This window comes from Neobacillus niacini, from assembly GCF_048572935.1.
Classification (GTDB): Bacteria; Bacillota; Bacilli; order Bacillales; family Cytobacillaceae; genus Neobacillus; species Neobacillus niacini.
This window is the reverse complement of sequence record NZ_CP183883.1, coordinates 3,610,507-3,625,195: the sequence shown is the minus strand read 5'-3', so window position 1 is coordinate 3,625,195 and position 14,689 is coordinate 3,610,507. Positions and strand designations below refer to the sequence as shown.

Sequence of the window (14,689 nt, the reverse complement as noted above, 5' to 3'; positions counted from 1 at the left end):
GACGGAAGAATCGTTTCCGCGGTACCACCTTCATTGATGCCGAAAAAAGCATCCACTTTGATTCCGTAACGAGGGAAAACGGCTTATGTTTGCATAAGCGGTGCGAAAAGGGCAGGTTCAATCTCTTTCCCGTGAGAAACCTTACAGCCTGTGGGTTTCACTCTCTAGCACGTTCCCAAGTTTACTAATCCCATACCATTAACAATTTGTAATTTTACTTATTATCTATAGAAATGAACGAATTGTCAAGGATGTTTTTTGAAAATTAAATTATTACTCTCGTTCTTTTAGTTATTTGTTACTACCTGTCCGATTAAATAATCGCATACCTTTTCTGAAGTTAATTTTGCAGCAATAAAGGGAGGCTGTAACCCTTTTCCTCTTCCTAACTGAAAACCGAGCCAGAGAATATGCTCATCAATGACGACAAAAGGGAAGGAACAAGAAGCCTCCTGCCATGTGTCGGGCTGTATTTCTGGAGTTGGTTTCTCAGAAATAACGGTAAGTTTGGCGGAAGGATTGCGATGAACTAAAACATTTGTCCATGACTCTGGTAAAACAATTGTTACTGGTAAGGAAATGAAGATTGAAGACCTTGCATTTTCGATGTCCTTAAGCACCTTATCTAACTTTAGTGCATGGATCCACTTTAAATTAGAATGCTGATTTTTAATCCACGTGCCAATATCCTTTGTTCTTACACTTTGCTGCTGTTTTTCTTGGTGTTCAACAAGCTGTCTAATCGTTTTTCGATTGTAGACATGTTTACGGATAAAAGCGATATTACAGACATGAATAAATTTTCCCTTAGTTCTTGTAATGGCTACATTAATCAGCCGCTCACTATCTTTTCCCGTTAATAGCATTCCCGCCCGTTCCTGTGGATTGGAATCAACCGTATCAAAAATCATAACATCTCTTTCACTGCCCTGAAAGCGGTGAACGGTAGCAGAAACGATATCTGCTGTTAACCGTTCTTTTTCATATAAATCCTGCAGCAAAAGATCCATTAAATTTGCTTGTGCCCGGTAGGGAGTTACATACCCAATGGAACGTGCTCCTCCCAGATAGGATTCATGAATCAATTGAAATGAAATCAGTGCCTGCCATAAATTTGACCGTGAATTAGAACTTTTTTCAGTTATACAAAAAGCACCCATATAACTTGTATCTAAAAGAATGGCAGCCCGTCCTGGAAAAGGTGCATAATCCACAATCTGCTTCCTGCTGCTTTTTACACTTGGATGATCACCTACAAGTGAATGATAAATGTATTGATTGGTAAAAGCAGAGATATCGGGGTGCATCCTTCGTTGTTCTTTCAATAAGAATAAATGCGGATGGAGCTTACCCTCCTCAACCCAGTCTACAACACCTGCTCTATGAAACACATCCTCTTTCAGCCATTTTGTTACGAGTGAGTCTCTAGAGGAAGCGATTGGCGGTAATTGTTTAAAATCTCCGCAAATGATGACTCGTTTACCAAGCGAAGCCGCGAATGCTGCCTGTGGAACATACGCCATACTTGCTTCATCCACGATTACAACATCAAACTCCTTCCCGTATATAGCAGGGTCACTTGCTGCTTTGGCAAGCGTGGATCCAACCACAAGGGCATTCTTTACAAACTCTATTTCTTTTTGACGAATTTTTTCAAGCACTCTTGCAATCTTTTTCTCAAGCTCCAACAGCTGATTTGTATCCCTTTTACTAAAGGAGCGGGCGATATCTTGTTTTAAGTTTTTTCTTTCTTCTATTAGTACATTTTTATCTTCTACAAGACTATGTTCCTGTTTCTTTAGGAGTTGACTGGTGGTAAGTGCTTCATCACTTTCCTCTCCCACACCAGTATTAGAACCGTAGCGAAGCACATCCCCTTCTTTGAAGCGGTCTTTCTTTTTTATAAAAGCCGATATTTCACTGATTAATACATCCACTGCCTGATTACTATGCGAAAGAATGAGTACCGTTTTTTCTTGAAAATATTTATTTGCAGCAACCCGTGCAAGTGTATAGGTTTTTCCTGTGCCCGGTGGTCCCCATACAAAGGTAACAGGGTTGTATTTTGAGCGTAGAACTAATTCATGGACATTGCTTTTAATTTTTTCGATCGGGTGCCTTGCAGACATTGAAGGGTTCATTAATCGATTGACTCTTAATCGTTTCTGCTTGCTTTTGTCAACTTCATCTAACCGTTCGATGAGCTGTTCTAGAAGCTCCCATGGATCGTGATAGATATAGGCTTCAGGAATTAAATCCCCTAACGATTGTTCTAATTGAACAATGATCCCCTTCCCCTCAGAAGATAGGGTACGTCCTCCTTGTTTTATCCCCCCCCATACAATCGAGATAGAAGATCCCACTGGTATTTTTAATGAAAAAGCAGTGTCAAAATAATAAGTATATGTGCCATCGTTTGACAGCAGCCTGCCATTGGTCACTCTATATTTATTACTGCCGTATTTTTTTAAAAAAAGTATTTCATTTTGAAGTGCCTGTTGCCACTCTTTCATATAATCCGTCTTCGTCATCGTTTTCATCCTTTAAATAAAAAGCTATATTCCCTAAAATGGTCAATTTACTATAGCATGTTTTATCCATAAAAATAAATCTAACTCGCAGAAAAAGTCCTAAGTGTTTTTGGCACTTAGGACTTTTTCTGCTTATTTAATTTTCTTTAAGCTCTCACTCACTGTCTTAATAATGAACTGGATATCTTCTTGGGTGATATTTAATGGCGGGGATAGGGTTAATACATTATTGTATCCAGCTACAGTCGCTCCGTTTTTACCAATTAATAACCCTTCCTGTTTGCAGTTTGCAATCACTTGATTAACCAGTGTTACCTCTAAAGGTTCCTTTGTCTTTTTATCCTTTACTAATTCAATTCCAACCAATAAACCTTTACCGCGAACATCACCAACAAATGGATGGTCTAGAAGAAGATCACTTAATTCATTGATCACTTGTTTACCAAGATCACGCGAGCGGTCAAAGAGATTTTCTTTTTCCATAATTTCTAGGTTTTTTAACGCCAGGGCACACGCAGCTGGATTGCCGCCAAAAGTGTTCACATGGCGAAAATAATCATATTCTTCCGTTCCTTTAAAAGCTTCGTATATTTCTTTACGAACAGCCGTTGCAGATAGCGGCAGGTATGCACTCGTAATCCCTTTCGCCATTGTGATAATGTCGGGCTTAACATCGTAGTTCATAAAGCCAAAAGCTTTTCCGGTTCGACCAAAGCCGCAAATTACTTCATCAACAATCAACAGAGCACCATGTTTTTCACAAACCTCTTTAGCAGCCTTCATGTAACCTTCAGGAGGAACTAAAATTCCCCCGCCCGTAATGATAGGCTCCATAATCATCGCCGCGATCGTTTCGCTTAGCTCCCACGTCATAGTCCGGTCAATTTCTTTTACCGATGAAAGTTCCTTCGGGTCACTAACATTAACATCATCCCTGTAGGAATCTGGCGGAGAAACATGAATAAAGCCCGGAGCAAGTGGCTCATATTTATATTTTCTCTGTGCTTGACCTGTCGCTGCGAGAGCCCCCATCGAATTTCCATGATAACCGCGGTAACGTGATACTATTTTGTAGCGATTAACATCCCCTTTTTGCTGATGATATTGACGGACGATTTTAAAAGCCGTTTCATTCGCCTCTGAACCGCTGTTTGAGAAGAATATGACATATTCATCGCCAAGCATTTCATTTAATTTTTCAGCAAGCTTAATTGCTGGAATATGGCTTTGAGTGAGTGGAAAATAAGCCATTTCCTTTAGCTGTTCGTATGCCGCATCTGCTAATTCGGTTCTGCCATATCCTACATTCACGCACCATAATCCAGCCATAGCATCTAAATAGCGCTTTCCGTCCGCATCGGTTACCCAAGAACCTTCTGCCTTTGTAGCCACAATTGTTGAATTGGGATTATAGGGCTTCATTGAATGCCATAAAAATTTATCATCTTGTGCAAGTAATTGCTCATGTGGACGACCTGTTTGAACCATTGTCAGTCCCTCCTTTTCTATGCTTCAAAACGGGATGTAATCATTTTTTTACGCGTATAGAAGTTTAAGCCGTCTTTGCCGTTTACATGGAGATCGCCATAAAAGGAATCCTTCCAGCCTGAAAACGGAAAGAACGCCATGGTTGCCGGAACCCCAACATTAATACCAAGCATACCCGCATCTGCTTCTTCACGGAATTGCCGGATTGCCTTTGCATTATTTGTATAGATGGTTGCTCCGTTTCCAAATCTCGATTTTCGGATATATTCCAATCCCTCATCTAAATCCCTGGCACGAAGCAGGCTTAAAACCGGGGCGAAAATCTCGTCCCTTGCAATGATCATGTCAGGAGTAACATGATCGAAAATGGTTGGTCCTAAGAAATTCCCTTCAGGGTGGTCACTAATTTCTTTACGCCCATCGCGGATTAAGTCAGCACCTTCAGCGATGCCCCTTTCAATGTATCCAAGAACCTTTTCACGATGTTCTTTTCGAATAACAGGAGTTAATAACACCTCGTCATCCATCCCATTTCCAATAATTAATTCATCTGCTTTTTTCGCTAAAGCCTTAACGAATGATTCATTGTCGCCAACAACCACAACCGCACTGCATGCCATGCAGCGCTGTCCAGCGCTTCCAAACGTTGAAGAAATAATATGCTGGACTGCCTTATCCATATCTGCATCCGGCATGACAATATGATGATTTTTCGCTCCGGAGAGCGCTTGAACTCTTTTACCTTTCGCTGCGGCTCGTTCGTAAACATACTTTGCAACAGGCTGAGAACCAACAAAAGAGATAGCAGCAATATCCTCATGGTCGAGTAATCCATTTACGACATCGTGTGCACCGTGGACGACATTTAAGACTCCAGGTGGTGCTCCTGCTTCAGAGAACAACTCTGCTAGTCTATTAGCTAAAATCGGTGTTCGTTCAGATGGCTTTAACACAAAGGTATTTCCACAGGCAACTGCTAATGGAAACATCCAAAGCGGTACCATCATCGGAAAGTTAAATGGTGTGATGCCGCCAACAACTCCTAATGGGTAGCGGAACATCTCCGAATCGATTTCTTCTGCAATTCCAGATAATGTTTCACCCATCATCAAGGTAGGTGCACCTGAGGCAAATTCTACACATTCAATACCACGCTGAACCTCTCCATATGCCTCTTTATATGCTTTACCATTTTCTTTTACAATCAATCTTGCTAACGCTTCATGGTTATCTGTTAATAGACTATGATATTTAAAGAGGATTCTTGCCCGTTTTGGAACCGGAACCTTCTTCCACTTGTTGAACGCTTCCTTCGCAGCTGCAACGGCTAAATTGACATCTTCTTTCGTTGAAACAGGAACTTTTGTTAGTATTTCATTTGTTGCTGGATTTGGGACATTTAGTGTCTGACCGCTGTTTGAGTTTACCCAAGCCCCATTAATAAAATTTTGCAGAACGGTAGTATCTTTTTTTGTCACGCTCATTGATTGCCCTCCCAAGTTAAATGAATGTGTTATAAAGGAAAATTCAAAAGAGGAATGGTTACAAGCACCAATCCCCTTTAGACACTTCTAACTCATTTTATGCCTAAATTCTGTTTAATAAGTAAACTAGAAAAATACTTTCTTGCATTAGCCGTTCCAATAAGCAATATTTCTTTTTCCTTGCTCGTTGGATGGTAAAACTCAACTGAAGCCCCATCCAGATGTTCATGTACAGCATTAATTCGAAAACCCTTCTGAACGTAAAAATCAAGCTTATCTCGTTCATTAAGATATTGTTGATAATCTGACATCATATCCTCCTATAATTTATAAATTTTCATTGATCAAATTTTAAACTAGCAGGTGCTTCCTCGATGACAGACTCATAATCTTCTTCAATAATCCAATCCCGGCCGACTGAGATTCCTAGATATTTAGCATCACTTGGATCCTCAATTTCAGCTTGTTGGTACTGCCTAAACCACCAGTATTTTGCTAACACATAATAAATGGCTGCTCCAAGTAAGAACCCTACTAAGAATCCGTATGCCGGGAATAAGTAGGAGATATAACCGCCAATAATCCAAGCTATAAAGCCCGCAAGATTGACACCACGCCAATATCTAAATTGACCATGGTCTTCATATAACGCCGGAACATTTACTCGTCTTTTACGGATTAAATAATAGTCCGCAAACAGAATACCTACGATTGCTGATAATACGCCGCCAACGATTAGAAGGATAGGAATGATAACCCCGAATAATTCCCACGGTTGAACAATCGTACCCACAATTCCTGCTGTAATAACACCCGCCCAAAATGGAAACTTCGGTCCTCCTACATTAGAAAAAATCGTTGCAGCTGGAACCACATTTGCAGCAGTATTCGTTGACCACTGGGCTAAAACAATCATTAACAGCAAAACAGCAAGGACCATGCCGCTGGCTGACTCTTGAAGTGCAACCACTGGGTCTGCATTTAATACGGCAATGTAAGATACCGCACCGATAATAATCATAAAGGTTTGCGTTATTGGCATCGCGACAAGGTTTCCAATTAAGGAACTCTTATTTCTCTTAAACCAGTTCTTTTCATTTATAGGAGCTTTCATGAAACGGGAAATCGACGGAATATCCGCACTTAATGTTGCCCAGAAGCCCATGTTACTAAAAATAACAACCATAAAAGCAGTAAACGCCGCACCACCTGTAACAGGTGACTCTACCCAGCTCCAAACCTCTCTGCCTGCAGCTTGTGCCTGGTCAGATAATGAAGAGTACATCCAAATCGAGATTAGGATAATGATAGGAGCCGCTAAATCAGCAAACCGTTCAATCGACTTTATCCCTAAAGCGGTATTGATTAATTGGAAGATTGCAAAAATAATGAAGCAAACAAACCAATTATCAAATCCAGATAAAATATTTAAAATGCCGTTCATTGCTGTCGCGCCGAAATAGGTATTAATCCCAAACCATGCAGAAGCGGTAACTCCCCGTGTGATCGAAGGAATATGAGTTCCGATTGTTCCAAATGGAGCTCTCATATACACTGGGAATGACAAGCCATGCTCAATGCCGATATCCGCAATTAAGGAAATGAAAAATCCGATGGCGAGTGAACCAATGATCGTTGCAAGGATAACAAGAGGTAATGAGAGACTCTGGACTCCTGCACCGCCAATGGCAAAGGTAGCCAGTACGACAACCATTCCAACCCACATAAACGAATACCCTAACTTTGTAACTTTTCTATCTTTTTGTTGAATTGGTAATAAATCAGAAGACTTTAAGTGGCTTTTTTTCATATGAACTCTCCTTTTCGGTTTAAGGTACAAGAATTTAAACATTCAAATTCAATTACCGACAACAACTGAGGTTATTAAGGGCAATTGCTTGCTTTTTATGGCAAGCAATTGCAGGAGTAGTTCAACAATGTGGAGAACATAGATTCTATATAATACTGCGTTAAATGGATAAGGTTTCGTTTTGGTTTACTGGTGCGTTCACATTGTATTTGGCTCTCTTCAAGTATTGACCTGAGCCTGGTTTGCCGACAAATTGCTTATCTCTCACGACGAATTCACCTCGTGATAATACGGAAACAGGCTCTCCAGTGACCTTCATTCCTTCGAAAGCATTATAATCGACTGCCATATGGTGAGTTTCAGCAGAAATCACTCTTTCCACTTGTGGATCAAAGATGACAATATCAGCGTCTGCCCCCACAGCAATCGTTCCTTTTTTCGGGAATAAACCAAATAATTTTGCCGCTCGAGTAGAAGTTAAATCAACAAACTGATTAAGACTAATGCGCCCCTTCTTCACCCCCTCAGAGAATAAGATCGATAGTCGATCTTCAATAATCGGCCCGCCGTTTGGAATTTTGGTAAAATCATCTCTTCCTAAATCCTTTTGTCCCTTAAAATCAAACGAGCATTGGTCAGATCCAATCGTTTGTAGCTGACCGCTCTTTAAAGCATTCCACAAGACCTCTTGGTTCCATTTTTCTCGTAATGGAGGTGACCAAACATATTTTGCACCCTCAAAATTTGGTTTTTCTAAGTAACTTTGATCCAAAACTAGATACTGTGGACAGGTTTCACCCCACACATCAAAGCCCTTGCTGCGTGCTTCAGCGATTTTTTCAACCGCATCCGCGCAGGAAACGTGGACCACGTATAACTGCGAGTTTGCCAGTCCAGTCAGTTTCGCTGCTCTTCCCGTCGCCTCCCCCTCTAGTTCAGGCGGTCTGGTCAGAGCGTGATAAATTGGATCTTTGTTTCCTTCTGCAATCGCCTTTTTCGTGAGATAATCAATGACATCCCCATTTTCAGCATGAACCATGACAAGCGCGCCATGTTCTTTCGCTGTAACAAGGGTTCGGAAAAGCGTTTCATCATCTGCCTGAAAGACGTTTTTATAGGCCATAAATACTTTAAAAGAGGTAATACCTTCTTCATTAATCACATAAGGGAGTTCGTTTAAGACAGTCTCATTGATTTCGGCAATCATTAAATGGAAACCATAGTCGATTACTGCTTTTTCTTTCGATTTAGCATGCCAGGTTTGAATTGCATTTTTTAACGGTTCACTTTTATTCGTTAAGCAAAAGTCTATTATCGTGGTTGTTCCGCCAAAAGCTGCCGCCATGGTTCCCGTTTCAAAATCATCCTTTGTCACGGTTCCTCCAAAAGGCATATCTAAATGAGTGTGAGGATCAATCCCCCCAGGAATAACAATACAGCCATTGGCATCGATTATTTCTGCTCCCTGCGCTGAAAGACTGGTGCCAATTTGAGAAATCTTTCCGTTTTCAATTAGTATTTCTGCTGTATAGGTATCTGAGGCTGTTACAATCGTTCCATTTTTTATCAATTTCTTCATACCATTTCTCCCTTCTTATTTTTGACTATCAATCTTACATTCTGCAGCAAGATTCAAGGCAGATTGTCTTTCATTCCAAGTCATCGGAGGCAATTCATATGGTACTTCCACCATATCAATCGCTCCATCAACGGGGCAGACAATAGAGCAGAGATTACAGCCAACACAATCCTCTTCTCTCACTTTCAAATAACCCTTCCCGGTTTCGTCTGTTAACATATCAATACATTGATGAGAGGTATCCTCACAGGCAATATGGCACTTGTTACAATTGATGCACACATCGGTATTGATTTTTGCGACAATATTATAATTTAGATCTAAATTACCCCAATCGGAATATTTCGGGACGGATTTCCCAATGATTTCGCTGACAGATTTAATACCCTTGCCATCTAAATAATGACTGAGTCCTTCAATCATATCTTCCACAATACGGAATCCATGATGCATGGCTGCCGTACAAATTTGCACACCCGTTGCACCCATTAACATAAACTCCACTGCATCCTGCCAGTTCGAAATACCACCAATTCCCGAAATCGGAATATTAATATTTGCATGTCGAGCGCACTCTGCCACCATATTTAGGGCAATTGGCTTTACTGCAGGGCCACAATAGCCGCCATGCGCACCCTTGCCAGCTACATGAGGTATCGTATTCCATGTATCAAGGTCAACTCCCATTAAGCTATTAATGGTGTTGATCATACTGATAGCGTCGGCTCCGCCATTACATGCAGCTTCAGCCGTAGCTGTAATATCCGTTATGTTTGGTGTTAGTTTTACGATGACAGGCGTCTTTGCTACTTCCTTTACCCAGTATGTCTGACGTTCAACAAGTGCTGGGACTTGCCCTGACGCCGACCCCATTCCTCGTTCAGCCATTCCATGCGGGCAGCCAAAGTTTAATTCCAGACCATCCACCCCAACATCCTCAACACGTTTGACCAGTTCATGCCACTTCTCTTGTTTTGGCTCCATCATTAAGGATGCAATAATCGCATGGTTTGGAAATCTCTTTTTCGTTTCATAGATTTCCTTTATATTAACATCCAATGGCCGGTCGGTTATCAATTCGATATTATTGAACCCAGCAACACGCTGTCCGTTAAAACTTATCGCCGCAAACCTGGAAGAAACATTTAAGATGGGGTCACCTAATGTCTTCCAAACGGCACCACCCCACCCTGCTTCAAAGGCTCGCTGTACCTGATACCCTGAATTAGTTGGAGGTGCAGAAGCTAACCAAAATGGGTTAGGAGATTTTATTCCTGCAAGATTAATACTTAAATCAGCCAAATGAATTCACCCCTTTTAGAAACATACTTTAGTGTAGGAAAGCGCTTACATAAATATATCCTAGGTAATGGTAAAACATCATACTATACAGCTGCTGTAAATTGTTTATGAATGCTAAAGGCTGCCAGCTTCCCTTGTTGTGCAGCGGTAACCACCATTGCGTCGCCATTGCCTTTTCCAAAAACAACATCACCACATGCATATATTTGGGGATTGGAAGTTTGATAGGTTTCTTTATTTACTTGGACGACACCACGATCATGTTGTAGTTCTAGAGCCTGTATTAACTCCAAATGTCTTGTTTGGCCGATCGCTTTGATGACTGCATCCACAGGAATAACATATTCAGATCCTTCCACTGGATAAGGTCTTCTGCGCCCGTCTTTATCAGGCTCACCAAGTTCCATTTTGATACATTCAATCCCGATTACCTTGCCATGTTCATTCCCAATAATTTTTTTAGGTGCTGTTAACCAGCGAAACTCAACACCGTCTTGCTTGGCAAATTCATATTCAAAACCATAGGCCGTCATTTCTTCTTCTGTTCGACGGTAAAGGATTTTTACATTTTTTGCGCCTAAACGCACTGAACAAGTGGCACCATCAATGGCTGTATTACCTGCTCCGATGACAACAGCACGCTTGCCAACAAAATCCTTAGATACTCTTCCACTTTTTGTTTCCTTTACAAACTCAATGGCGTCGTATACTCCCTCTAGGTCTTCCCCTTCAATACCTAAATCAGGAACATGTGCCATACCAACCGCTAAAATAATGCAATCAAAATCTTTAACTAAATCCTTTACAGACACATCTTTCCCAACTCTTGTATTTGTTTTGATTGTCACATTAAGTTTTTCAACCTGGTCCACTTCCCAGTACGAGATGGCTTGTGGAAGGCGGAAGGAGACAATTCCGTAGGTATTTAAACCTCCCGCTTTTTCAGCAGCTTCAAAAATTGTTACTTCATATCCCAACCGCGCTAGTTCTCTCGCTGCGGATAACCCAGCTGGTCCTCCGCCCACCACGGCAACTGATTTACCATTTGGTGTTCCTGGCTCAAACAGGTTTATTTCATTTTTAATGGCCCAATCTGTTGCATATCGCTGTAAGTTTCCAATCAATATTGGTTTTGTGGAATGATTTAAGACACATGCACCTTCACACAGCTCCTCAGTTGGACACACTCTGGAGCAGCTTGCACCAACTGGATTAGAAGACATAATTGTTTTTGCAGATCCAAGCAAATTTCCTGATGCAATTTTTTTTATAAAAGTTGGAATATCGATGCCTGTGGGGCATGCCTTAATACAAGGAGCATCATAGCAATAAAGACAGCGATTTGATTCTTCCAACGCTTCTTGATTTGTAAGTGCACGTTCCACTTCTAGAAAATTTCGTTCCAGATTAGCAGAGGAGATTCGCTGTGTTTTTTCCAATAAAAAGCCCTCCTTTTTAAAAGTGATTTTACTGAAAACCTTGCATCTATTTATAATTTTACAGTCCACAAAAATATATTTCGTTATGAAAACTGTAAAATGATGCTCGTATTCTACTAACAGATAGGCAACTAGACTCGGAGAGAAAAACATGAAAGGTGATTCTTATTTTAGATGATAGCTTGAAGGTATTTTTGCGATGAATAGTGCAGCTGATAAATGGGAGTTATTCTTGTACCAATATTACTCTTTTACCAATTTATCACATCTGAACAGAAAATTTTGTAAAATCACATCGAACGCGTTATTGATTAGTATTCATTTACATTTTGCGGAAAAACCAATATTTTTACATACAAAATAGAGTTAATCTAAATATCATTGACAGTTAATCTAACTAATAAGTTCTCGACATTCCTGAATTAATTGCCGAAAGACAACGATCAACAAAAAAAAGTGCACCTAATTGGTACACTCTTATCGATAGATTGATTAGCTTATTATACTCATTCAGTAACTTGGCTTAAATCTATTTTATACTGACAACCCAACTATAGCTTCAATTTCATGTGAAAGATAGATATGTTTTCCCTTTTTATTGGACTGTGCGACAACAGCCATTGCGGCTGCCACTTTTCTTGCTTGTATCCCTCGGTATGGCCGCATAGGACCTATCATGATCTTGTTTAATACACCACTAGCTTTTTCAGCAAGTTTCTCACCCAACCGAAACTCTTCCCGCTTTCCTAACAATAAAGAAGGTCTGAAAATATGGAGTGAAGGTATGTCTAAATTAGACAGAGTTTCCTCCACCTCTCCCTTTACTCGACTATAAAAGAATAATGACTTGGTATCAGCCCCCATAGAACTGACAATGAGATACTTTTCTGCGCCGTTTTCCTTTGCTAGTTTTGCAGCCTCAATCGGATATTCGTAATCTACTTTACGAAATGCTTCTTTTGTTTTTGCTACTTTTATCGTTGTGCCTAAGCAACAGAAGACATCTGTAACTTGGAATAACTCACGGTACTTATGTAGTTCATCGAAATCAACGATATGTACTTCACATTTATCAGATTCAATTTTAATCGGTCTGCGAACCAACAAATGGACTTTTTGATAGTACCCATTTTCACTAAGTTTTTTGACTATTTCTTTTCCAATTAGACCTGTAGCCCCGAGCACAAGTGCCGTTTTTTTATTTACACCCATGATTTTATAAGCCCCTCTCAACAATAAGCAATCTAATAAGGAAATTATACCATGCACAAAAGGTCCCAATAAAAAATGGAGAAGCATTTTGCTGTGCCGTTTTGAGTCCCAATTTTATTGATCTTTTTAGACTGGTCGATAAAAAGCTACTGATGGTTCAATAGGATTCGCACTTATCGGTTGGGGGATTAAGCTAAGCACCCGAGCTGATAAACAGGCGGAGAAATTCCGCTAAATTCATAATTATTATTAAAAAAAGCTTAAATAAACGGAGAGATTCCGCCTATTTACCCGAAAATTTCGAAAATGCGAGTTTTTCTTTGTATAAGCGGAAAACCTCCCCTTATTTGCACCGAAGCGAGCTCCATTTTGCATTTAACCGGAAAATTTCCGCTTATTTTACTTTTGTTGGTTACTCGTTTAAGGACAATACTACAATACGACTGTCATTTCGAGACGCATTTTATGAAAAGCACCTCAAAACGGAACCCTTTAATAGCATATCGTTTTTCATTTAATGAATTAACCTAAAAAGTCTTTCTAGACCATCCAACAACCTAGGGGATGGCCGGCAGTATAGTTCTTCTTCAAGAATTAGGATTTTACTATCATCCTTATACCCAAGCGATTCATATCCTGGCCGTTTGGTAACATTATTTTTCTGTACCTTTTCCTTTCTGACTCCTACCCAAGCGAGGCAAATAAAATCAGGTTTTCTACTCAGGACGTCCTCCCAATCTGTCTGAACGCTTGCTAACTCCACGTCATGGAAGATATTAATGGCACCCGCAGCTTCAGAGATTTCGGTAAGCCAATTAATCTTTCCCGGAGTAAAGATTGGTTTTGGCCACCATTCCCAATAAAGAGAAGGTCTTTTAGTTATTCTTAATCCATGTTGTCTGACTGCATTAAGCCTATCTCGAAAATCATTTGCCGCCGCTGTGCCACGTTCCCACTGATTAAGAGCTTTAGCTGTTTTAATTAGATCCTCTTCAATATCTGACATAGATTGAGGATTTAATATGATGTGAGGAATTCCGCGTTCTACTAAAGCTTCAACATTCTTTTCCATCCCTGGAACACTTAAAGAAGCAAGAACAAGGTCTGGCTTAAGTTCTTCAACAAGGTCCATGTTTATCGATAAATCAGGTCCAAGCTTTGGCAGACTAGCAATGGATGTGGGCCAGTCTGAATAATCGTCCACTCCTACTAAAAAATGAGATAAACCTAAATATTCCATTATCTCAGTGTTACTTGGGCATAGTGATATAACTCTCAAAACTCTCCCTCCCTTACTTTTATGTTAACGTAGATACAAACAAACAACCAGCTTATTTCAGCTGGTTGTTTGTTTTACGGTATGAACGATAGTAGACAAAAACTGGTGAATTATTTGAAGGCCTTCGTGTATGGATATATTTTCTCTATATCCTTCCACGTAATTTAAGGCAAAGTTCAAATCCCATAAACCATCGTCATGGCTAAACACTAAATCAAATTTCGCTTCATCACCCTGTAATGATTGATTAAGATGTTCCTTTAACATTTTTTCAAACTTCTTTTGCAGCTTTAAACCCAGCATGACATCATACGTACCAAAGACATCATCTAACTCGATCGACACACCTTCCACACCGATTTCTTCAAATAAAGCAGACTCCACATAAAGAAATTCACTTTTATGATCTTTTAAATATGTAATGGGTTGGTTTAAAAAACTTGACGCTTCATTTGCAATCATTGTTTCTGTTTCCTTGCTGCAACGTTCAATATAGGCTTCATTAAAACTTGTGTTCATTTTAAACCTCCTATTTAGGAATTCCTCTCTTACTATAAAGTGATAT

At 40.1% G+C, this 14,689-nt stretch carries 11 protein-coding genes; all 11 read right to left on the bottom strand.

Features of this window, described 5'->3' with window-relative positions; all coding sequences use genetic code 11:
* Positions 1–287: 287 nt before the first annotated feature.
* The 11 genes from ACN6MT_RS17855 to ACN6MT_RS17805 all read right to left on the bottom strand — a co-directional run bounded on the left by ACN6MT_RS17855 (position 288) and on the right by ACN6MT_RS17805 (position 14,643).
* Positions 288–2,531, bottom strand: a complete 2,244-nt coding sequence (locus tag ACN6MT_RS17855) for an AAA domain-containing protein (protein WP_419887333.1) — start codon at positions 2,529–2,531, stop codon at positions 288–290.
* A 132-nt stretch (positions 2,532–2,663) separates the two neighbouring features.
* Complete coding sequence (locus tag ACN6MT_RS17850) at positions 2,664–4,019, bottom strand: aspartate aminotransferase family protein (protein ID WP_419887332.1); 1,356 nt, start codon at positions 4,017–4,019, stop codon at positions 2,664–2,666.
* A 17-nt stretch (positions 4,020–4,036) separates the two neighbouring features.
* Positions 4,037–5,503: a CoA-acylating methylmalonate-semialdehyde dehydrogenase gene (locus ACN6MT_RS17845; RefSeq protein WP_419887331.1), complete on the bottom strand. Its 1,467-nt coding sequence runs from the start codon at positions 5,501–5,503 to the stop codon at positions 4,037–4,039.
* A 92-nt stretch (positions 5,504–5,595) separates the two neighbouring features.
* A complete protein-coding gene (locus tag ACN6MT_RS17840) occupies positions 5,596–5,817 on the bottom strand; it encodes a hypothetical protein (RefSeq protein WP_419887330.1) in 222 nt (73 codons plus the stop codon).
* Positions 5,818–5,840: 23 nt separating this feature from the next.
* Positions 5,841–7,313 carry an NCS1 family transporter gene (locus tag ACN6MT_RS17835; protein ID WP_419887329.1) on the bottom strand — a complete coding sequence of 491 codons (1,473 nt, stop codon included), beginning with the start codon at positions 7,311–7,313 and terminating at the stop codon, positions 5,841–5,843.
* Positions 7,314–7,473: 160 nt separating this feature from the next.
* Entirely contained in the window at positions 7,474–8,892 is a 1,419-nt protein-coding gene (gene hydA / locus ACN6MT_RS17830) for a dihydropyrimidinase (RefSeq protein WP_419887328.1), read from the bottom strand.
* 15 nt (positions 8,893–8,907) lie between these two features.
* Positions 8,908–10,194, bottom strand: a complete 1,287-nt coding sequence (gene preA / locus ACN6MT_RS17825) for an NAD-dependent dihydropyrimidine dehydrogenase subunit PreA (RefSeq protein WP_419887327.1) — start codon at positions 10,192–10,194, stop codon at positions 8,908–8,910.
* A gap of 83 nt (positions 10,195–10,277) precedes the next feature.
* Entirely contained in the window at positions 10,278–11,633 is a 1,356-nt protein-coding gene (locus ACN6MT_RS17820) for an NAD(P)-dependent oxidoreductase (RefSeq protein WP_419887326.1), read from the bottom strand.
* Between the two features lie 534 nt (positions 11,634–12,167).
* Positions 12,168–12,845: an NAD(P)H-binding protein gene (locus ACN6MT_RS17815; protein WP_419887325.1), complete on the bottom strand. Its 678-nt coding sequence runs from the start codon at positions 12,843–12,845 to the stop codon at positions 12,168–12,170.
* Positions 12,846–13,359: 514 nt separating this feature from the next.
* Positions 13,360–14,124, bottom strand: coding sequence for a cobalamin-binding protein (locus ACN6MT_RS17810; RefSeq protein WP_419887324.1), 765 nt, complete (start codon positions 14,122–14,124; stop codon positions 13,360–13,362).
* 57 nt (positions 14,125–14,181) lie between these two features.
* Positions 14,182–14,643 (bottom strand): branched-chain amino acid aminotransferase, encoded by a 462-nt coding sequence (locus ACN6MT_RS17805; protein WP_419887323.1) that lies wholly within the window; start codon positions 14,641–14,643, stop codon positions 14,182–14,184.
* Positions 14,644–14,689 lie beyond the last annotated feature (46 nt).

Excerpts from the sequence above, each read along its gene's own strand:
- ACN6MT_RS17855 (WP_419887333.1), bottom strand. The coding sequence starts at position 2,531 with ATGACGAAGACGGATTATATGAAAGAGTGGCAACAGGCACTTCAAAAT.
- ACN6MT_RS17850 (WP_419887332.1), bottom strand. The coding sequence starts at position 4,019 with ATGGTTCAAACAGGTCGTCCACATGAGCAATTACTTGCACAAGATGAT.
- ACN6MT_RS17845 (WP_419887331.1), bottom strand. The coding sequence starts at position 5,503 with ATGAGCGTGACAAAAAAAGATACTACCGTTCTGCAAAATTTTATTAAT.
- ACN6MT_RS17840 (WP_419887330.1), bottom strand. The coding sequence starts at position 5,817 with ATGATGTCAGATTATCAACAATATCTTAATGAACGAGATAAGCTTGAT.
- ACN6MT_RS17835 (WP_419887329.1), bottom strand. The coding sequence starts at position 7,313 with ATGAAAAAAAGCCACTTAAAGTCTTCTGATTTATTACCAATTCAACAA.
- hydA (WP_419887328.1), bottom strand. The coding sequence starts at position 8,892 with ATGAAGAAATTGATAAAAAATGGAACGATTGTAACAGCCTCAGATACC.
- ACN6MT_RS17815 (WP_419887325.1), bottom strand. The coding sequence starts at position 12,845 with ATGGGTGTAAATAAAAAAACGGCACTTGTGCTCGGGGCTACAGGTCTA.
- ACN6MT_RS17805 (WP_419887323.1), bottom strand. The coding sequence starts at position 14,643 with ATGAACACAAGTTTTAATGAAGCCTATATTGAACGTTGCAGCAAGGAA.